The 20,687-nt window shown below is 54.3% G+C and carries 15 protein-coding genes and 2 tRNA genes; 4 read left to right on the plus strand and 13 right to left on the minus strand.

The annotated features are described in order from the left end of the window. Positions 1-26: 26 nt before the first annotated feature. The 10 genes from nusA to rlmE form a co-directional block, all read right to left on the minus strand. Positions 27-1,541, minus strand: coding sequence for a transcription termination factor NusA (gene nusA / locus JFC11_RS10350; protein WP_009723738.1), 1,515 nt, complete (start codon positions 1,539-1,541; stop codon positions 27-29). Between the two features lie 70 nt (positions 1,542-1,611). After that, positions 1,612-2,073, minus strand: coding sequence for a ribosome maturation factor RimP (rimP, locus tag JFC11_RS10355; protein ID WP_030074116.1), 462 nt, complete (start codon positions 2,071-2,073; stop codon positions 1,612-1,614). A gap of 295 nt (positions 2,074-2,368) precedes the next feature. After that, a tRNA-Met gene (locus JFC11_RS10360) sits at positions 2,369-2,445 on the minus strand. A 164-nt stretch (positions 2,446-2,609) separates the two neighbouring features. Beyond that, a tRNA-Leu gene (locus JFC11_RS10365) sits at positions 2,610-2,696 on the minus strand. Positions 2,697-2,730: 34 nt separating this feature from the next. After that, a complete protein-coding gene (secG, locus tag JFC11_RS10370; RefSeq protein WP_009723741.1) occupies positions 2,731-3,090 on the minus strand; it encodes a preprotein translocase subunit SecG in 360 nt (119 codons plus the stop codon). A gap of 4 nt (positions 3,091-3,094) precedes the next feature. Beyond that, a complete protein-coding gene (gene tpiA / locus JFC11_RS10375) occupies positions 3,095-3,844 on the minus strand; it encodes a triose-phosphate isomerase (RefSeq protein WP_095604440.1) in 750 nt (249 codons plus the stop codon). A 125-nt stretch (positions 3,845-3,969) separates the two neighbouring features. Then, positions 3,970-5,319, minus strand: coding sequence for a phosphoglucosamine mutase (gene glmM, locus JFC11_RS10380; protein WP_038480703.1), 1,350 nt, complete (start codon positions 5,317-5,319; stop codon positions 3,970-3,972). Beyond that, positions 5,316-6,233 carry a dihydropteroate synthase gene (gene folP, locus JFC11_RS10385; RefSeq protein ID WP_038486484.1) on the minus strand — a complete coding sequence of 306 codons (918 nt, stop codon included), beginning with the start codon at positions 6,231-6,233 and terminating at the stop codon, positions 5,316-5,318. Before folP ends, glmM begins: the two co-directional genes overlap by 4 nt. A gap of 107 nt (positions 6,234-6,340) precedes the next feature. Beyond that, entirely contained in the window at positions 6,341-8,350 is a 2,010-nt protein-coding gene (ftsH, locus tag JFC11_RS10390; RefSeq protein ID WP_038480700.1) for an ATP-dependent zinc metalloprotease FtsH, read from the minus strand. Positions 8,351-8,594: 244 nt separating this feature from the next. Beyond that, positions 8,595-9,242 carry a 23S rRNA (uridine(2552)-2'-O)-methyltransferase RlmE gene (gene rlmE / locus JFC11_RS10395; protein ID WP_038480697.1) on the minus strand — a complete coding sequence of 216 codons (648 nt, stop codon included), beginning with the start codon at positions 9,240-9,242 and terminating at the stop codon, positions 8,595-8,597. 114 nt (positions 9,243-9,356) lie between these two features. Between rlmE and yhbY the strand changes: the two genes are divergently transcribed. Beyond that, positions 9,357-9,683, plus strand: a complete 327-nt coding sequence (gene yhbY, locus JFC11_RS10400) for a ribosome assembly RNA-binding protein YhbY (protein ID WP_038480694.1) — start codon at positions 9,357-9,359, stop codon at positions 9,681-9,683. A gap of 124 nt (positions 9,684-9,807) precedes the next feature. On the opposite strand, the gene greA is transcribed toward yhbY, so the two are convergent. The 3 genes from greA to carA all read right to left on the minus strand — a co-directional run bounded on the left by greA (position 9,808) and on the right by carA (position 14,729). Beyond that, positions 9,808-10,284, minus strand: a complete 477-nt coding sequence (gene greA, locus JFC11_RS10405; RefSeq protein WP_009723748.1) for a transcription elongation factor GreA — start codon at positions 10,282-10,284, stop codon at positions 9,808-9,810. Further along, entirely contained in the window at positions 10,281-13,511 is a 3,231-nt protein-coding gene (gene carB, locus JFC11_RS10410) for a carbamoyl-phosphate synthase large subunit (protein ID WP_038480691.1), read from the minus strand. The genes greA and carB overlap by 4 nt, the downstream gene beginning before the upstream one ends. Before the next feature lie 72 nt (positions 13,512-13,583). Next, positions 13,584-14,729 (minus strand): glutamine-hydrolyzing carbamoyl-phosphate synthase small subunit, encoded by a 1,146-nt coding sequence (carA, locus tag JFC11_RS10415; RefSeq protein WP_198349569.1) that lies wholly within the window; start codon positions 14,727-14,729, stop codon positions 13,584-13,586. 578 nt (positions 14,730-15,307) lie between these two features. On the opposite strand from carA, the gene JFC11_RS10420 reads away from it, so the two are divergent. The 3 genes from JFC11_RS10420 (at position 15,308) to xdhB (ending at position 20,652) form a co-directional block, all read left to right on the plus strand. Beyond that, entirely contained in the window at positions 15,308-16,666 is a 1,359-nt protein-coding gene (locus JFC11_RS10420) for an NCS2 family permease (RefSeq protein WP_083000706.1), read from the plus strand. A 106-nt stretch (positions 16,667-16,772) separates the two neighbouring features. Next, positions 16,773-18,257, plus strand: a complete 1,485-nt coding sequence (xdhA, locus tag JFC11_RS10425) for a xanthine dehydrogenase small subunit (protein WP_198349515.1) — start codon at positions 16,773-16,775, stop codon at positions 18,255-18,257. Then, the gene (gene xdhB / locus JFC11_RS10430; RefSeq protein WP_198349516.1) at positions 18,241-20,652 is read left to right on the plus strand and encodes a xanthine dehydrogenase molybdopterin binding subunit; all 2,412 of its coding nucleotides are present in this window, start codon (positions 18,241-18,243) and stop codon (positions 20,650-20,652) included. Before xdhA ends, xdhB begins: the two co-directional genes overlap by 17 nt. Positions 20,653-20,687: the final 35 nt, after the last annotated feature.

Here is a 20,687-nt window from a genome sequence, read left to right on the forward strand (position 1 = left end):
AGTGACCCTCCTCAGCCCGTGACCTTTTACTGTGTGTTCGAATCCGATACGCCATCGTCTTCAAACCAGGGCGCACGGGCAGTCATGATCAGTGCCGCTGCGCGCGCTTCGTCCAACTCCTCGATATCGACCAGATCGTCGACAGACTGCTCGGCGAGATCTTCCATGGTGACGATGCCTCGGCTAGCCAGAATGAAGGCCAGGTGGCGCTCCATGCCGTCCATGTCCAGCAGATCGTCTGCTGGTTGGGCACCGTCTAGCGCTTCCTCCGAGGCAATGGCCATCGTCAGCAGCTCGTCTTTCGCTCGTGCGCGCAGCTCTTCCACCAAATCTTCATCGAACTCTTCGATTTCGAGCATCTCTTCAAGCGGCACGTAGGCAACTTCTTCCAGGGTGGTAAACCCTTCTTCTACTAATAGGCGGGCAACGTCTTCGTCCACTTCCAGATGCTGAACAAAGGAGTCCACCAGGCTATCAATTTCCTGCTCACGTTTTGACTCAGCTTCATCTTCGGTCATCACGTTAATACGCCAGCCGGTTAGCTCAGAAGCTAAGCGCACGTTCTGGCCGCTACGACCAATGGCTTGCGCCAGATTGTCTTGAGCAACGGCAACGTCCATGGCGTGAGCATCTTCGTCAACCAGGATAGACGCCACATCGGCAGGTGCCATGGCATTTATCACCAACTGCGCTGGGTTATCGTCCCACAGCACAATATCGACACGCTCATTTTGCAGCTCTGACGACACTGCCTGTACGCGGGAACCGCGCATACCAACACACGCCCCAACAGGATCGATGCGGCGGTCGTTAGTTTTAACGGCGATTTTGGCCCGCGAGCCAGGGTCGCGCGCTGCACCCTTGATTTCAATCAGCTGTTCAGCAATTTCCGGCACTTCAATTTTAAACAGCTCAATGATGAACTCAGGACAGGTACGTGACAGCTGTAGCTGCGCACCACGCGCCTCTGGATCAACTTTTACTAGCAAGGCGCGTACCCGCTCATTCATGCGGTAGCGCTCACCGTGGATCATTTCGTTACGCGGCAAGAACGCTTCAGCGTTTTCACCCAGGTCGATAATCAACCCGTCACGGGTGGTTTTCTTGACGATACCTGCCACCAACTCGCCTTCGCGGTCAGCGTACTGACGAACCACTTCAGCGCGTTCGGCTTCACGTACCTTTTGCACGATAACCTGCTTTGCAGTTTGTGCAGCGATACGGCCAAACACGGCATTTTCAATCTTTTTCTCAACCACATCGCCTAGTTTCAGCGGCGGATCACGCTGCTCGGCGATGGTTTCTTTAATTTCATAATCAGGTGTTTCAAATTCGTCATCTTCGACAACGGTCCAGTAGCGGAACGTATCGTAGTCGCCCGTGCGGCGGTCGATATGAACGCGCACATTGGCTTCTTCTTGATCAAAACGCTTGCGTGACGCGCTAGCTAGCGCGGCCTCAACCGCCTCAAAAATAACATCGCGGGGGACGCCTTTTTCGTTAGAGATCGCGTCCACGACCATTAAAATTTCTTTACTCATGCGTTTGCCTCGCCAGAAAACCTGTCCTTTTGTGCATCATCCCGGCAGCCTGCCGGAAGCCGCCACCCGTTTATTCGTCGAATTGCGGGACGACGTGCGCAGAATCGATGCTTTCGATTGGAAAACAGTACTCTTCGCCATCCAGCTGTAGCAGTACTTCATCGCCTTCGACACCAGCGAGAAGGCCTTGGTATTTACGCCGTCCATCAAAAGCCACGCGCAATTTGAGCGCAACGTGGTGGCCTTGATAACGAATAAATTGATCCAGGGTATATAAGGGACGTGCCATACCAGGCGACGAGACTTCCAAGCGGTATTCGCCAGGAATGGGATCTTCCACATCCATAACGGCACTGACTTGGCGACTAATATCAGCGCAGTCTTCCACGCTGACGCCACTTTCGCGTTCGATATAAATTACCAGCCGCGAATGCTTGCCCTGGGAAAGATGGTCGATACCCCATAGCTCAAAACCCATGGCGGCTACGACAGGTTCGATCAGCGCGTGAAGCGCAGCGTGTTTTGTGGCCACAGACAAAGCTCCTATAGCCGTTGCATCAGGCACCTGGCCAGGAGTTGAATGAGAAGCTAGGTGGCTGATTGGCGTTACCCGGAAATGTGTCTCTGGCAATTCGGAAGACTTCCGCTCTGGAGACACTCTTGGCTCTCGAAAAGCTACTAACAAAAAGCCCCTTCACAGGAAGGGGCTTTTCGAAAGAAACCTGTAATACCACCTAACAACATGATTTGGCTTTCGCCCTTGCCCAACCAACATCAAGATTAACTAACATCAAGACTTTTTAGGCGATTAACATGTTACTAGTAAATGGTAGCGGGGACCGGATTTGAACCGATGACCTTCGGGTTATGAGCCCGACGAGCTACCAGACTGCTCCACCCCGCATCAATCTAGGTCGACGATAATAGACACTTGAACCACTTTCGTCAACCTTTCTTTTCAAGTGCATTTTTCGTCTTAGGTGCCAATCCCTACTTTTTGACAATAGCCCTTTAATGAAGCTTATTTGACAAAACAACTCTGGGAAGCTGGTAAACCAGCAAAACAGATGGTGCCGAAGGCGGGACTTGAACCCGCACGACCATACGGTCACTACCCCCTCAAGATAGCGTGTCTACCAATTCCACCACTTCGGCAACAGGGGAGGCTAAAAAAAGCAGTATCAATATGTTACTCGCTGCTTTCCTCTAGCACTGGCGCGGTATTATCCATACTTGCAGGGCCATCGTCAAGCGTTGGAATATTGCGCTGCTGTTCAATCAGGCGAGAGTCGGGAATACCCGCTTCGGGCGCTTGTCCTGCCTGGGTCGCAAAATAAGCCAATGCCATTGAGGTAACAAAAAAGCCGGCGGCTAAAAGCCCCGTTGCGCGAGACAAAAAGTTACCACTACCCCGCGAACCAAACACAGTTTGCGATGCCCCTCCACCAAAGGCGGCACCCGCTTCGGCACCTTTACCCTGCTGAAGCAGGATTAGCACAACCAAGGCGATCGCAATCACCACGTGAACCATAAGAATTGCAACTTGCATGGGATTATCCTGCTGACTGACAAATGGCGTAGAAATCGTCGGTTTTAAGTGAAGCACCGCCCACTAAACCGCCGTCGATATCCGGCTGAGCAAGCAACTCAGCCGCATTATTTGCATTCATGCTGCCGCCGTAAAGCAACTTAAGCTGCTCGGCTAGCATTTTATCAAACCCGGCCTGATAGGTACGAATACCGGCCATTACTTCCTGAGCCTGCTCTGGGGTTGCGGTACGGCCTGTCCCAATTGCCCATACAGGCTCATAGGCAATAACAACCTTAAGCCGCTGTGCCGGCTCTAAACGCGCCATTGCATAGCCAACTTGCCGCAATACAACATCCATCGTGCTACCGGCATCGCGCTCTTCTAGGGTTTCACCCACACAAAGAATCGGCGTGATGCCGACATCAAGCGCAGCGACCAAGCGGTCAAACACCTGCTCATCACCTTCTTTGTATAGCTGGCGACGCTCAGAGTGACCAACCAGCACATAGGCCACATCAAACTCTTTAAGCATACGCCCGCTGATCTCACCCGTATGCGCACCTGAGTGCTGAGGATTGAGCGTCTGCGCCCCTAACTGTAACGGCGTATTTTGGAAAGCACTTCGTGCAGCTTCCAAATAAGGAAACGGCGGAATAACTACAACGTCGATATCATTAGGCAGCTTGGACGCGGTGAAGGCGTCTCCGAACGCTTGAATCAACGCCGTGGAGCCGTTCATTTTCCAGTTACCGGCAATTAATGGCGTACGCATCGATTATCCTCACTCAAGGTGGAGCGAAATGGTATAGGAGCGGCCTTGTCAAGACAACCGCTGTTATACAGGTTAGTTAGTTGGGGCGTGGCAAGCATACTCGCCTATCAAACACATTTACCAAGCTAGCTGAGCAACGCCTGGACCTGATCGGCAAGTTTATGCGCTAGACGGTCAACATCCAGGTGAGCCCGCCCTTCCACCATCACTCGGATTAGCGGCTCAGTGCCCGACGGCCGTAGCAACACTCTACCCTGGTCACCCAGCTCAGCTTCAAGGGCAGCCACCGCTTCGAGTAGCGGCTTTGCCGTCATGACATCTTTTGCGTTGGTGCCCCCAGGCAGCCTGACATTAACCAGCGACTGGGGCACCTTTTCCAAGCCCGTCAAGAGAGACAGTAGCGGCTTTTGCTCTCGCACCATCAACGCCAACACTTGCAACGCTGAAACAATCCCATCGCCCGTCGTTTGAGCATGACCACATACAATATGACCTGATGACTCGCCTCCCAGCTCCCAACCGTTGGCAGCCATCATCTCCATGACAAAGCGATCACCCACTTTCGCGCGCTGAAAGGGAATTCCCAGCCGCTCCAGCGCCATGGCAAGCCCGAAGTTACTCATCAGAGTGCCCACCACGCCGCCTTCAAGCAACCCTCGCTCGTGACGATCTCGGGCAATCAGGTAAAGAATATCGTCACCATCCACCTCACGGCCATCAGCATCTACCAACAGCACTCGATCCCCATCACCATCAAAGGCAATGCCTAAATCAGCGCCTTGCTGAATCACCGCTGCACGCAGCGCTGCGGGATGGGTAGACCCTACTTGATGGTTAATATTCAAACCATCAGGGGAAGAGCCAATCACGCTAACATCAGCGCCTAGCTCACGAAATACGTTTGGCGCAATATGGTAGGTAGCCCCATGAGCACAATCCAATACCACTTTTAGGCCATGCAGGCTAAGACGATCAGGTAACGTCGATTTGCAGAATTCGATATAGCGCCCGGCAGCATCGTCAATGCGCGTCGCTTTACCCAACTGAGCCGCACTCGCCGTTGTCAGAGGTGCATCAAGCATCGTCTCAATGCGATCTTCAATCTCGTCGGGTAGCTTTTTACCCTCGGCAGAGAAAAACTTAATGCCGTTATCATCAAAGGGGTTATGCGACGCGGAAATCACAATCCCAGCGTCGGCGCGAAAGGTACGCGTTAGATAGGCGATCCCCGGTGTAGGCATTGGCCCCAACAACGAAACATCGACGCCTGCGGCAGACAGCCCCGCTTCCAAGGCTGACTCAAACATATAGCCAGAGATGCGCGTATCTTTACCAATTAACACACGTGTGCGGCCTTTTTCACGGCGCAGCACCTGACCCACCGCCCACCCCAGTTTGAGCATAAAATCGGCAGTAATAGGCGCTTGCCCAACCGTACCGCGAATCCCATCGGTACCAAAATAACGTCGCGTCATGGCATCATCTCCTTATTTAGCTGCGTCTCGCAGCCTTCCTGAAGCACCGCCCATGCCATATTTACGGCATCTACCGTGGGCCCTACATCATGCACGCGCAAAATATTGGCGCCCCGCTCAACCGCCATGGCTGCTAGCGCAAGACCTCCGGCCAAGCGCTCTTCCACCGGGCGACCCAACACTTTACCAATCATGCTTTTCCGCGACATCCCCACTAACAGCGGCAACTCCAGCGCCCGAAGCTCATCCATATACTTCAGCAAGCGCAGGTTATGTTCAATGGTTTTGCCAAAACCAAAACCAGGATCAATCAATAGACGGCTACGACGAATTCCAACGGCTTCACATGCCGCTACCCGCTCAGCAAGATAGTCGGCAACCACTCGCTCAACTGGCTGACCATAATAGGGCGACTGCTGCATATCCTGGGGCTCACCTTGGCGATGCATTAAACACACAGGCAGGCCGGTGCTTGCTGCAGCGCCGAGCGCACCCTCGCGCTCTAGCGCTCGCACATCGTTAATCATACCAGCGCCAAGCGCGCTTACTTCTCGCATAACGACAGGGCTACTGGTATCCACTGACACCAGCGCATCTAGCTCGTGCACTAACGCTTCAACCACAGGTGCCACACGATCTAACTCTTCTTGCTCTGATACAGGACTAGCCCCTGGCCTTGTCGACTCCCCGCCCACGTCAATCATCGCAGCACCTTCCGCCAACATTTGTTCAGCGTGGTGCAGCGCGCTATCTAGACCAACGTGTTGCCCGCCATCAGAGAAGGAGTCCGGAGTAACATTCAGAATCCCCATTACCCGTGGAAACGAAAGATCTAATGAATGGCGCCCACAGCGCAGGTGATATGCGCTATCCGCTGCCCGTGAAGGCGATGAAGAGTCAACTATCGGTTTCATGCTGCGGCCTACTAAAAGAAAAAACGTGTTTGCAATTGCTTCACAGCATAACAAAAAGGCGCCCCGTTATGGGGCGCCTTTGCTAACATCTCTAACACTCACACACGTTAAGGGCCTGCGGGACCGCCTAACGGGTCAGAAGGACGACGGCGTGGCTCGTCATCATCTTCTTCGCCATCGTCGCCAGACGCATCAGAAGGCGTATCGTCAGCCTTTTCCCCAGCCTTCTCTTCAGGCTTATCGTCGCTAACACGCGTGCCGCCGCCAGATGAATCACCGTCGTTCCAGCCTTCTGGCGGACGCGGATCGCGCCCCTCCATAATATCTTTCAGCTGATCAGCATCGATGGTTTCGTACTTCATCAGTGCTTCGGCCATCGCGTCTAGCTTGTCGCGATTATCTTCCAAAATCTGACGAGCCTGCTCGTAACACTCGTCGATAATCTTGCGCACTTCTTTATCGAGACGAGACGTTGTTTCGCCAGATTTTAGCTTACCGCCACCCTGACCGGGGCCACCAAGGAACTGGTGGGACTCATCCTCGTCGTACATGATCGGGCCCATCTCATTCGACAGCCCCCACTTAGCGACCATGTTATGAGCGAGCTCGGTAGCACGCTTGATATCGTTTGAAGCGCCCGTTGTAACACCGTTAGCGCCCAACGTCATCTCTTCGGCAATACGTCCACCAAACAGCGAGCAAATCTGACTGAGAATTTGTTGGCGAGACAGGCTGTAACGATCTTCTTCCGGCAAGAACATCGTAACACCTAGCGCACGGCCACGCGGGATGATCGTCACTTTGTAAACAGGATCATGCTCGGGCGCAACCAAGCCAATAATGGCATGACCTGATTCGTGATACGCCGTGTTGAGCTTCTCTTTATCGGTCATAACCATCGATTTGCGCTCAGCGCCCATCATGATCTTGTCTTTAGCAAGCTCCAGCTCTTCCATGGCAACCAAGCGCTTGTTACGACGAGCGGCAAACAGCGCTGCCTCGTTGACCAAGTTCGCAAGGTCCGCACCAGAGAAGCCTGGCGTACCGCGCGCAATTAGCTGCGGCTTAACATCATCCGCCAGCGGCACTTTACGCAGGTGAACGCCCAGAATATGTTCACGACCACGAATATCCGGCAGCCCAACCGTTACTTGACGGTCGAAACGACCCGGACGTAGCAGCGCAGGATCAAGCACGTCAGGGCGGTTAGTGGCCGCAATGACGATGACACCTTCATTAGCTTCGAAGCCATCCATCTCTACCAGCAACTGGTTGAGTGTCTGCTCACGCTCATCATTGCCGCCACCCATGCCAGCACCACGTGAGCGGCCAACCGCATCGATTTCATCAATAAAGATGATGCAAGGCGCTTGTTTCTTGGCTTGCTCAAACATGTCACGAACGCGTGAAGCACCAACGCCCACAAACATTTCAACAAAGTCTGAACCAGAGATAGAGAAAAACGGTACTTTGGCTTCGCCCGCAATGGACTTGGCCAGCAGCGTTTTACCCGTTCCTGGCGGACCTACCATCAATACACCGCGCGGGATTGTGCCACCCAAACGCTGGAATTTAGTAGGATCACGCAAGAAGTCTACAAGCTCTTCAACTTCTTCTTTCGCCTCGTCGCAGCCTGCAACATCGGCAAAAGTTGTCTTGATCTGATCCTGGGAAAGCAGTTTGGCTTTCGACTTACCAAAACTCATTGGACCGCCTTTACCGCCACCGGCTCCACCCTGCATTTGGCGCATAAAGAACATAAAGATGGCCAGAATAAGCAGAATCGGGAAGCTCGCAATCAGCAAGCGCGTCCAGATGCTTTGTTGTTCCGGCTCTTTACCGACAACGGTCACGTTGTTGCTTAGCAGATCATCCATCAGCTTAGGATCTTCCGCCGACGGGCGAATGGTCTGGAACTGAGAACCATCCGTACGCTCACCAATGATGGTATAGCCATCAATCGTGACACTACGTACCTGCTGATTTTGCACCTGCTGCACAAACTGAGAGTAGTTGGTGGTTTGCGGTGCGCTTTCCGTACTGAAATTGTTGAACACTGTCAGTAGAACGGCCGCGATGACCAACCACAGAATCAGGTTCTTCGCCATATCGTTCAAGGGGCTACCCTCATTACAAGAATCCGTCAGTTAACCGTTAATACTCAGACCTTACACTAGAGCTTAACGTTCAACCATTGCCAAAGCACATTTTGCTTTGGGCCATCTGTGTCACGCTCGTCCAATGTGCATAATGTGACACAATTTACGCCTGCCTGTCTGGCAATCGTGGTGATAAATCTTTGCTATTACCCGCCAGTATCTACACGCTCGCACTTACTGACGAGTACAGGGCCACGTCTCGTTAGCCTCGAAATCCTTCCGCTAAAAAATAGACTTCCCGCGAGCGCGCCCTCGAAGCATCCGGCTTGCGAGTCACAACACGATCAAAGCTACTTCGGAGCTCTTTCAAATAGGTATCAAATCCTTCGCCTTGAAATACCTTAGCCAGAAAACGCCCGCCAGGCGGTAGCGTTTCTCGCGCAAGTTCCAAAGCGAGTTCAACAAGGTACATTGCCTGTGGCTGATCAATAGCCGCCATACCACTCATATTGGGGGCCATATCAGACATCACAAGGTCTACCTGACGATTTCCTAGACGTTCAAGAATCGCGTTAAGCACGCTCTCTTCAGTAAAATCGCCCTGGATAAAGTCAACGCCGGCTAGGGCATCCATCTCTAATATGTCTGACGCTATCACGACACCCTCAGGCCCCACCTTTTCTGCGGCAATTTGACTCCACCCCCCTGGGGCAGCGCCTAGATCAATTACCGTCATACCGGGGCGAAACAGTTTATCCTTTTCATCAAGCTCAAGCAGCTTATAGCTTGCACGGGAGCGATAGCCATCTTGCCAGCGTTGTTTCACATACTGATCATCGAAATGTTCTTTCTTCCAGTTGTTGCTGGTCTTGCTCACTGAATGTTTACGGCTTGGGGGCTTTTGCTGCATGTGGGAATCTAACACTGGAATAAGAGATGGGCGCATTCACGCGATTGCTTTCACTTAACGGCATTTCACCGTAAGATGGAGCGTTAAGCGCTAACCGGGATACCGCAAGATACCATGAGCTTGTCACAGGCACAAAAGAAAGCATTTCGTAGCATTGGCCACCACCTCAATCCAGTGGTCACCGTTTCTGAGAACGGCGTCTCCGAAAATTTGCTCGCAGAACTCAGCCGCGCGCTCAACGATCACGAGCTCATCAAAGTGAAGCTCGCTATTACAGAGCGGGACGACCGTGTCGCAATGCTCAATGAGCTAGTCGCCGACAGTAACGCCGAGCTAGTACAAACCATTGGCAAAATGGCGCTGCTCTATCGCCGTAACCCAAAGGTAAACCCCAAGCTTTCCAACATCACGCGTTTTGAAAACCACCACGGACGGCATTAACCCACACGTGGCTCGTTAACCAACGCATGATACTAAAAGGCCCGCGACGTCACCGTCACGGGCCTTTTAGTGTGCCTGGATTGCAGGCGCCTTCAAGACGCCTGCCCCGCGTCACCGCGGTAAATCAGAGATGTTCAACACTCTCAATTTCGTACTCAACATCGCCACCAGGTGTTTTTACCACCACCACATCGCCTTCTTCTTTGCCAATCATCGCTCGGGCGATAGGTGAGGTCACAGAAATGCGCCCCTCTTTAATATTGGCCTCGTCTTCACCAACAATGCGGTAGGTAACGCTGGCGTCGCTATCCAGGTTCAGCAACGACACGGTAACCCCAAAGATCACCTTGCCGGTTTTTGGCAGCTTAGTAACGTCGATTACCTGCGCACCTGAAAGCTTGCTTTCAATTTCCTGGATACGGCCTTCAATAAATCCTTGCTGCTCACGAGCGGCGTGGTACTCAGCGTTCTCTTTGAGATCGCCATGTTCACGCGCTTCAGCAATAGCAGCAATAACTTGAGGGCGGGCTTCGCCCTTCAAGTGATTAAGCTCTTCGCGAAGACTTTTTTCTCCCGCTACCGTCATCGGGACCTTGTTCATTGACTTGCTCCTGCATGCAGATCCTGAAGGCGCCGCACCGTAATCTCCCTACCGTACTCAAGCGCCATGCAAACAGCATTAGCGCCCGCCAAGGTGGTCGCATAGGGCACCTTGCGCGCGAGAGCAGTACGGCGAATAATTGAAGAGTCGTTAATAGCCTGACGACCTTCAGTCGTGTTCACGATGTAGGCGATTTCGTCGTTCTTCAGCAGATCGACGATATGGGGACGGCCTTCGTAGACTTTATTGACGTGCTCCACTTCCAGTCCAGCAGCCTCAAGTGCCGCTGCTGTACCGCGCGTTGCACATAGTGTGAAGCCCAATGTTAGCAGAGAACGCGCCACTTCGATAATCCCTTGCTTGTCGGGCTCGCGTACCGAAAGGAACGCTTTACGCTCGCCATCCAATGCTGGAATGGCTTCGCCAGCGCCCAGCTGCGCTTTAAAGAACGCTTCTGCAAAGGTCTCGCCAGAGCCCATTACTTCACCCGTCGACTTCATCTCGGGCGACAGAATCGGGTCAACACCTTGGAACTTATTGAACGGGAAGACCGCCTCTTTCACGCTATAGAAGTGCGGAATAATTTCGCGCTCAAAGCCCTGCTCGGCCAGTGTCTTACCCGCCATGCAGCGCGCCGCGATCTGTGCCAACGAAGTGCCGATGCACTTAGACACAAACGGTACGGTACGCGACGCACGAGGATTAACCTCGATGACATAAATTTCGCCATCCTGCCACGCCAGCTGCACGTTCATCAGACCCTTAACGCCCAGCTCAACGGCCATTTTCTTGACCTGCTCGCGCATTTCATCCTGCACATCGGCAGGCAGCGAGTAAGGCGGCAACGCACAGGCGGAATCACCAGAGTGAACGCCGGCTTGCTCAACGTGCTGCATAATACCGCCGATCACCACCTGTTGACCGTCCGACACAGCGTCGATATCGATTTCGATCGCGGCACTCAAGAAGTGGTCAAGCAAAACGGGAGAGTCGTTAGACACCTTCACCGCATTGGTCATGTAGTTTTCAAGCTCGGAGGCGTCATAAACGATCTCCATTGCCCGACCACCCAGCACGTAGCTAGGACGCACCACCAGCGGGTAGCCGATGGCCTCTGCCTTGGAAAACGCCTCTTCAAAGCTGCGGGCAGTGGCGTTGGGCGGCTGCTTCAAGCCTAGCTTGTCGATCATCACCTGGAAGCGCTCGCGATCTTCAGCACGGTCAATGGCATCCGGCGTGGTACCAATAATCGGCACGCCTGCTGCCTCTAGCTCACGGGCAAGCTTCAGCGGCGTTTGACCACCGAACTGCACAATCACGCCAACCGGCTTCTCTTTGTCGGCAATTTCCAACACATCTTCCAGCGTCACCGGCTCGAAGTAGAGACGATCAGAGGTGTCGTAGTCGGTAGAAACGGTTTCCGGGTTGCAGTTGACCATGATGGTTTCATAGCCATCATCGCGCATGGCGAAGGCAGCATGAACACAGCAGTAATCGAACTCGATACCTTGACCGATACGGTTCGGGCCACCACCCAATACCATAATTTTTTGACGATCAGAGACGTCCGCTTCGCACTCCTCTTCATAGGTGGAGTACATGTAAGCGGTGTCAGATGCAAATTCCGCCGCACAGGTGTCGACACGTTTATAAACCGGACGAATGCCCGCTGCCTGGCGCGTTTTGCGGAACTCTTTTTCAGACACGCCCAGCAGCTTGGCCAAACGCGCGTCACCAAAGCCTTTGCGCTTAAGCTGGTACAGCTCGCGAGCAGAGAAATCGACCAGGGCGCGCTTGGCGACGGCATTTTCAGTCAACACCAGGTCTTCCAGCTGCACCAGGAACCAAGGGTCGATATTGGTGAGCGCAAATACCTCATCGACACTCATTCCAGAGCGCATGGCGTCAGCCACATAGAAAATACGCTCGGCACCAGCGGCCTGCAGCTCGCCCTGAATGATCGCCATGTTGTCTGGCGTGAAATCGGTGATGATCGGATCAAGGCCATCGTTGCCGGTTTCCAGACCGCGCAGCGCTTTCTGCAGCGACTCTTGGAACGTGCGGCCAATCGCCATCACTTCGCCCACCGACTTCATCTGAGTGGTCAGACGGTCGTTTGCCTGAGGGAATTTTTCGAAGGTAAAGCGCGGAATCTTAGTGACGACATAGTCGATTGATGGCTCAAACGACGCGGGTGTGCGGCCACCGGTAATATCGTTTTGCAGCTCATCCAAGGTGTAACCCACCGCCAGTTTCGCGGCGATTTTAGCAATCGGGAAACCAGTAGCCTTAGATGCCAGCGCCGACGAACGCGATACCCGCGGGTTCATCTCGATAACCACCAGGCGACCGGTTTTCGGGTCCATACCAAACTGTACGTTGGAGCCGCCGGTTTCCACACCAATCTCGCGCAGTACCGCGAGGCTGGCGTCACGCATGATCTGGTACTCTTTGTCGGTCAGCGTTTGCGCTGGCGCGACGGTAATCGAGTCACCGGTGTGAACGCCCATAGGATCGAAGTTTTCAATCGCACAGACAATGATGCAGTTGTCATTCTTATCCCGCACCACTTCCATCTCGTACTCTTTCCACCCCAGCAGCGATTCATCGATCAGCAGCTCGTGGTTATTGGAAAGCTCGAAACCGCGGGTACAGATCTCTTCGAACTCTTCTTTGTTATACGCCACACCGCCGCCGGAGCCGCCCATGGTGTAAGAAGGACGAATAATGGTCGGGAAGCCTAATTCAGCCTGAATTTCCCAGGCCTCATCCATGGTGTGCGCCACCTTGGCTTTCGGACACTCCAAACCAATACGCTTCATGGCTTGATCGAACAGATCGCGATCTTCAGCCATGTTAATCGCATCGGCGTTGGCACCAATCATCTCGACGCTGTATTTTTCCAGTACGCCATGCTTTTCCAGGTCAAGCGCACAGTTGAGCGCTGTCTGGCCACCCATCGTGGGTAGAATCGCGTCCGGGCGCTCGGCCTCAATAATTTTTTCAACTGCTTGCCAGGTAATCGGCTCGATGTAGGTGGCATCGGCCATGGCCGGGTCGGTCATGATGGTGGCCGGGTTGGAGTTAACCAAAATAACCCGGAACCCCTCTTCACGCAGCGCTTTACACGCCTGGGCGCCAGAGTAGTCAAATTCGCAGGCCTGGCCGATGACAATCGGGCCAGCGCCAATGATAAGAATGCTGTTGATATCGGTACGCTTAGGCATAACGGTTCCCGCAAAATAGGTGACGATGAGCGACAAAAAAACGGCGTTACATGGCGGCGATCAAGGGCAGCGTTAGCGACGCGCCTGCATCATGGCAATAAAGCGATCAAACAGCGGCGCCACATCACGCGGGCCGGGGCTGGCTTCAGGGTGCCCCTGGAAGCTAAATGCTGGGCGGTCAGTGCGCTCGATTCCTTGCAGCGTGCCATCGAACAACGAACGGTGCGTGGCACGCACGTTGGCCGGAAGGGTCGCTTCATCGGCAGCAAAGCCATGGTTTTGGCTGGTAATCATTACCGTGCCGGTGTCTAAATCTTGCACCGGATGGTTTGCACCGTGATGGCCGTGACCCATCTTGATGGTTTTGGCACCCGAGGCCAGCGCCAGCAACTGGTGGCCAAGGCAAATGCCAAATACCGGCGTATTGGTTTCCAATACGTCCTGGATCGCCTTGATGGCGTAATCACAGGGCTCGGGGTCACCGGGGCCGTTAGCCAAAAAGATGCCATCCGGATTCATCGCCAACACGTCAGCCGCAGGCGTTTGTGCCGGTACAACCGTCAACCGGCAGCCGCGCGCGGCCAGCATACGCAGGATGTTAAATTTCACACCGAAGTCATACGCCACCACGTGGTAAGGACGCTCACCTTTGGTAGTATCAGCGTAGCCCTCGCCCAACGTCCACTCGCCTTGGGTCCATTCGTAAGCCTCTTTGCATGAGACTTCCTTGGCCAGGTCCATGCCCTTCAACCCGGGAAATGCCTTCGCTGCCGCCAGCGCCCGCTCTACCGCATCATCGCCCTCTGCTTCTGCACCCGCCAGAATCGCACCGTTTTGCGCGCCTTTATCACGCAGAATGCGCGTTAAACGGCGAGTATCGATATCCGCAATGCCCAGCACATTTTGGCTTTTTAGATAGTCAGAAAGGCTTTGCTCTGAACGGAAACTACTGGCTAGCAGGGGTAAATCACGAATCACCAGGCCAGCTGCGGCAATCGATGCAGATTCCACATCTTCCGAATTAATGCCGGTATTGCCGATATGAGGGTAGGTCAGCGTGACGATTTGGCGGGTGTAAGAAGGGTCAGTGAGGATTTCCTGGTAGCCGGTCATGGCTGTATTGAACACCACCTCACCGCTTGTGACGCCATCCGCGCCAATGGCAATGCCATGAAACACACTGCCATCTTCCAGGGCCAATATCGCGGGTTTGCTCAATGCGGGGTTATTCAAGACAAGTTCTCCCATGCTGGTGGGAGCCTGTGGGCGCAGGCTCGGCGATCCGGTTTGTCGGCGTTTGTGCGTGCAAACGTCGGGTCGTAAAAAAGCGGGACGAAGCCGATAGTAAAAAAATCGGTTTCATCCCGCTTGTTGTTCTCTTCCGTGGCGAATGGCCATGGCGCAGCATTTAGCTGACTGTTTTCTCTAACCTAAGGCCAGTGCAACAAGCGCGGTGCTTACCCTACAGAGATTCGTTCGCTGCAGATATTTTGCTGCTTTTTGCAGCCACTGGGCCAAAATTTTTGGAATGTTACAGGATTTATCGACCTTAGGCTAGCCCTAAAACTACCAGCAACTTTATATGCTCCATTTTGCCCCTGCAATCAATATGCCACGACCTTCAGGTCATTGATAAATGAGGAGGGTGGAAGTCGCCCCAAAATTTTTTTGTGTACGTAATTAATATATTTGGTTGCCTTCTTGATGTTTTTTTGTCTACGCTTGCCCGAGTTGACCAAATGGTCAAACGCGTTTTTTTCGATAGCTCACCCAACAAATACAAAGAGAATATCGTCATGCCACAAAGCCCTACGCCGTATTCTGGCTCTCCTCCCGTACAAGCAACGAGCACCCTGGATAATTACTTCAATGTCAGCCGCCGCGGCTCCTCGGTGAAGACCGAAGTGCTTGCAGGCATCGCGACGTTTCTAGCCGGGATGTATATCATCGTAGTCAACCCAGCCATCTTATCTGATGCGGGTATTCCCTTTTCTGCAGCACTCTCCGCCACCGTGGTCATCAGCTTTTTTAGTAGCTTGGCCATGGGCTTGTATGCCCGCAATCCAATTTTAGTTGCTCCTGGAATGGGCATGAATGCGCTTTTCACCTACACCCTGGTGCTTGGCGCAGGGTTGTCGTGGGAAGTTGCGCTGGGATGCGTATTCTGGTCAGGGGTACTGTTCGCTATCTTGGCGCTGTTTAACGTTCGCGAAGCCATCATCGAGGCCATTCCAGCCTCATTGCGCTATGCCATCACCTGTGGGATAGGCCTATTCATCACTTTTATTGGGCTCAAGAATGCCGGGTTCATCGTAGCCAACCCAGCGACCCTGATTAGCCTCGGTGATTTAAACGCAAGTCTAATAACCTTCTTTATTGGCCTAATGGCTACCGCGATACTGGTCATTCGCGGCTTCAATGGCGCTCTGATCTTGGGCATCGCCCTAACCACTCTGTTGGCAATCCCTATGGGGCGGCTGTGGAGTGACGACGTATTGGTGGCTTGGCAAGGCCTAGCTGCATGGCCGGATTTCTCGGCGGTAATGAAGGTCGATATTCTAGGCGCCCTCAAGGTGGCTTACCTGCCATTCATTTTCGTGATGCTGTTTACTAACTTCTTCGACTCACTGTCTTGCTTTATGGCGCTATCCGAGTCAGCTGATCTCAAGGATGCCAACGGTAATCCACGCAACCTTAAGCGTTCCATGACGGTGGATGCTTTCGCATCGATGATCGCGGCCCCCCTCGGCACCAGCGCGGCACAAACCTTTATCGAATCCGGTGCCGGCGTTGCCCAAGGCGGCCGCACAGGACTCACGGCCGTCGTTATTGGCGTGTTATTTCTGCCCTTCTTGTTTCTCTCACCGTTGCTATCCCTAGTTCCCAGCATCGCGACCGCCCCAGCTCTTGTCCTGGTGGGGCTGTTCATGATGGCACCGATTGGAAAGATTGACTGGAGCCGTCTCGAGGAAGCCTTTCCCGCATTTCTAGCCATCATTTTAATGCCGCTGACGTACTCCATCACCCTGGGTATCGCCTTTGGTTTTATCAGCTTTGTGCTCATACGGCTGGCCACCGGCAAGCTGGACGAGATTAAGCCTGCGATGTGGGTCTCCGCCCTGTTAGCGGTGGTTATGCTGCTGACAGCACAATAGACGACTCTTCTCATGCTGAGTCATCAAGAAATACCCCGTTTCTCACGCACCACCTGACCGATCGGACAGCAATTAAGCAACCAATAACAACATAACGGGTAGGACTATGATTACATTTCACCTCAATGGGCAACCGCATCGCGTTACAGCGGATGTTCACCTTAGTGTTCTGGAACTGCTAAGAGAACAACTACACCTGACCGGCACCAAGGAAGGTTGCGCGTCTGGTGATTGCGGCGCTTGCACGGTAGCCATCGGGGAACCCGATGCCAATGGCGAGCTACGCTACCACAGCGCCAACGCCTGCATCATGCCCGCTCATCAGCTCCAAGGCCGCCACTTAGTCACCGTCGAAGGCCTCGCTGACGACCAGCAATACCTGCATCCCGCCCAGGCAGCCATGGTCGAATGCCATGGTAGCCAATGCGGCTTCTGCACGCCGGGCATTGTGATGTCATTGTTCACACTGCACGAAGAACAGCACACTAACCCGCTCGCCACTCCCTTCAGTCCTGAGCGCCTTGAAGCCGCACTTGGCGGCAACCTGTGTCGCTGCACTGGCTATCGCCCCATTCGTGATGCGGCATTAGCAATGAACAGTATCGATGGTCATCGCCCTGAATGGTTAGATGCAACACTGAATGATGCGCAAGATAATCAGCACGTGGCCAACCTGGACGAAACCAGCAGCCGTTTCCATCAGCCTCGTCAGTTGAATGACCTAGTACGCCTACGCGCAGCCCATCCAGAAGCACGTTTGGTTGCGGGTGCCACTGACCTTTGGCTTGAAGTCACCCAACAACTGAAGGACTTACCACGGCTTATCGATACCACGCGCGTAAGTGAGCTTCAGCAAATTGAACAAGGTCAGGATGCGAGCGGGCGCCCCGGTTGGTGGATCGGAGCAGCCGTCACCTATGCACGCTTGGAGCCTTTACTCGAGAGTGAATACCCAACCTTTGCCCATCTTCTACACCGCCTCGGCTCGGCTCAGGTACGCAACCGCGGCACCTTAGGCGGTAATGTCGCCAATGCATCCCCCATCGGCGACACCCCGCCGGTGCTGCTGGCCCTTGATGCACAGCTTCGCCTCGCAGGCCCTAACGGCTCCCGCGAGATTGCCGCCAGTAACTTCTTCATCGACTACAAAAAGACCGACTTAGCTAACAATGAAGTGTTAAGCGCGGTTTTCATCCCGGCCCCGCAAGCAGGCCGCCAGCTGAAAGTATGGAAACTCTCTAAGCGGCGTGAAGATGATATTTCTGCTGTACTGGGTGCCTTTGCCTGGCAACTAGAGGATGGATGCCTACGCGATGTACGCCTGGCCTTCGGTGGCATGGCCGGCATACCTGCCCGAGCCCGTGGAGCCGAAGCGGCTCTCGAAGGGAATCCGCCCTCACCAACCGTCTTCGAGGCTGCACGCCAAGCGCTCGCGAATGACTTTTCACCGATGAGCGATGTTCGAGGCAGTGCCGACTACCGCACGCGGTCAGCGAGTGCGCTACTTGAACGCCTACGTCTGGTCATCGAATCGTCTACCCACACCCAAACACACACTCAGGAGGTGATGCTCCATGCGTACGCTCACTGATCTGCCAGCACCACAGCCTGAGCAGAAAGCATTTCATCCAGCACAACATACCGGCCGTTTTTTTTCTGGCACCTCGGCCAATCACGAGAGTGCCATCAAGCATGTCACCGGGCGCGCGGCTTATATTGATGACCTAGCCCTTCCGGCCAATGCCCTCCACCTAGCCGCAGGCCTGTCATCTGTCGCCCACGGGCGCATTACCCGCATGGATCTGGAAGCGGTAAGGTCTGCTCCTGGCGTGGTCGATGTTATTAGCGTGGCAGATGTACCAGGCCATACCGATATTGGCCCCGTTTTCCCAGGGGATCCAATCATGGCCGACGGCGAAGTGCTCTACGCGGGCCAGGTGCTATTTGCCGTGGCGGCCGACAGCCACCGTGCGGCTCGCCAAGCAGTCGAAAAGGCAATTATCGAGATTGAAGAGCGTCCTGCGAGCCTCGACCCCGTTGCCGCCGCCAACGCAGGCGACCTGGTTCGCCCCACCCATCAACAGATCAGTGGAGACTGGGAAAAAGCCTTTGCCGACGCCGCCATTGTCGTTGCCGGCAAACAGTTTGTCGGCGGCCAGGAACACTTCTACTTGGAAGGGCAGGCCTGCGTCGCCCATCCCAGCGAAGACGAAGGCGTCATGATTCATACCTCCAACCAGCATCCCAGCGAGACGCAGAAACTGGTTGCCGAGGTACTCGGTATTCCCTTCCATGCCGTTACCGTCGAGACACGCCGCATGGGGGGCGGATTCGGAGGCAAGGAAACACAGGCTTCACCTTGGGCTTGCCTAGCCGCATTAATCGCCCGGAGAACCGGGCGCAGTTGCCGCTTCCGCTTACCGCGAGTCGATGACATGCGCGTAACCGGAAAGCGCCACCCTTTTCATAACGACTACCGCCTTGGCGTCGATGCCCATGGCGTGATTCTGGGTGGCGATATCAATGTAATCGGCGACTGTGGCTATTCACCCGACCTTTCCGACGCCATTGTTGATCGCGCTATGTTTCACTCGGATAACGCCTATTCGCTGGGTGACGTTCGCGTTACAGGATATCGAGCGCGCACCCATACGGCCTCTAACACCGCCTTCCGCGGCTTCGGCGGCCCCCAAGGTATGATGGTTATCGAAGCGGCAATGGAGGATATCGCTCGCCGCCTAGGCGAAGATCCGCTGACGATACGCAAGCGCAACTTTTATCGCGACGGGCGCAACACGACGCATTACGGCCAGACGGTGGATCAGACCGTTCTCCTGCACGAGCTAGTTGAGCAACTCGAAACCTCTAGCGACTACTGGCAGCGGCGCCGAGAAATCCGGGAGTTCAACGCCAAGAGCCCCGTCATTCGCAAAGGCTTAGCGTTGACCCCAGTAAAATTCGGCATTTCCTTCACCGCCCAGCACCTCAACCAAGCGGGCGCGCTCCTTCACGTCTATACCGACGGCAGCGTAATGATCAACCACGGCGGCACCGAGATGGGTCAGGGGCTGCATACGAAGATTTGCCAAGTGGTCGCGCGCGAGCTGGGCCTGGATCTTGATAGCGTGCGCATCACCGCTACACGTACTGACAAAGTGCCCAATACCTCTCCCACCGCCGCCTCCAGCGGCGCCGACCTCAATGGCCAGGCAGCTCGCGATGCCGCGCTCAAACTAAAAACACGGCTTTATGACTTTGCTGCCGAGCACTACCATCTCGATCGAGAAACCATCTACATCAAAGAGGGTTATCTAACAGCCGGCTTTGGCGAAAGTGAACGCCGCATCGCTTGGGGAGAGCTGGTTCAAGCCGCCTATCTATCGCGCATCTCGCTATCGGAAAAAGGCTTCTACGCCACACCATTGATCCATTATGACCGTGCCAGCGGCAATGGACGCCCCTTCTACTACTATGCCTTTGGTGCGGCGGTGGCCGAAGTTTCAATCGATACCTTGAGCGGCGAATACTTGGTAGATCGTGTCGACATCCTCCACGACGTGGGTGACTCCCTGAATCCGGCTATCGATATCGGCCAAGTCGAAGGTGGTTTCATTCAGGGGATGGGCTGGTTAACCAGTGAAGAGCTGAAATGGAATGGCAAAGGCCAACTGATTTCGAATGGCCCCGCGACCTATAAGATCCCCACTTACGGCGATCTACCCGCCACTTTCAATACCTCCTTAATGGAAGGCCACCCCAACTCCATGGCCAGCATCTATCGTTCTAAGGCAGTGGGCGAACCCCCTTTTATGCTTGGTATGTCGGTATGGGCGGCCCTGCGTGACGGCTTGGCCAGCCTAAACGGATACACCCAGGCGATACCTCTGGACACGCCAGCCACACCGGAGCGAGTCATGGCTGCCGCCGAAGCCGCACGCGCCAAACTTGACCCTGCCGCTGACAAACGACACAGCAATGGCCGTTAAGCCTTCCCCCTCTAACTATCTTCAGGAGCAACATT

Source organism: Vreelandella alkaliphila, assembly GCF_016107625.1.
GTDB lineage: Bacteria > Pseudomonadota > Gammaproteobacteria > Pseudomonadales > Halomonadaceae > Vreelandella > Vreelandella alkaliphila.

What these genes read in the sequence shown, in the direction of transcription:
- xdhB (WP_198349516.1), top strand. Translation starts at nt 18,241, where the DNA reads ATGCGTACGCTCACTGATCTGCCAGCACCACAGCCTGAGCAGAAAGCA.
- greA (WP_009723748.1), bottom strand. Translation starts at nt 10,284, where the DNA reads ATGAACAAGGTCCCGATGACGGTAGCGGGAGAAAAAAGTCTTCGCGAA.
- secG (WP_009723741.1), bottom strand. Translation starts at nt 3,090, where the DNA reads ATGCAAGTTGCAATTCTTATGGTTCACGTGGTGATTGCGATCGCCTTG.
- JFC11_RS10420 (WP_083000706.1), top strand. Translation starts at nt 15,308, where the DNA reads ATGCCACAAAGCCCTACGCCGTATTCTGGCTCTCCTCCCGTACAAGCA.
- folP (WP_038486484.1), bottom strand. Translation starts at nt 6,233, where the DNA reads ATGAAACCGATAGTTGACTCTTCATCGCCTTCACGGGCAGCGGATAGC.
- tpiA (WP_095604440.1), bottom strand. Translation starts at nt 3,844, where the DNA reads ATGCGTACGCCATTAATTGCCGGTAACTGGAAAATGAACGGCTCCACG.
- yhbY (WP_038480694.1), top strand. Translation starts at nt 9,357, where the DNA reads ATGAGCTTGTCACAGGCACAAAAGAAAGCATTTCGTAGCATTGGCCAC.
- carB (WP_038480691.1), bottom strand. Translation starts at nt 13,511, where the DNA reads ATGCCTAAGCGTACCGATATCAACAGCATTCTTATCATTGGCGCTGGC.
- glmM (WP_038480703.1), bottom strand. Translation starts at nt 5,319, where the DNA reads ATGACGCGACGTTATTTTGGTACCGATGGGATTCGCGGTACGGTTGGG.
- xdhA (WP_198349515.1), top strand. Translation starts at nt 16,773, where the DNA reads ATGATTACATTTCACCTCAATGGGCAACCGCATCGCGTTACAGCGGAT.
- nusA (WP_009723738.1), bottom strand. Translation starts at nt 1,541, where the DNA reads ATGAGTAAAGAAATTTTAATGGTCGTGGACGCGATCTCTAACGAAAAA.
- rlmE (WP_038480697.1), bottom strand. Translation starts at nt 9,242, where the DNA reads ATGCAGCAAAAGCCCCCAAGCCGTAAACATTCAGTGAGCAAGACCAGC.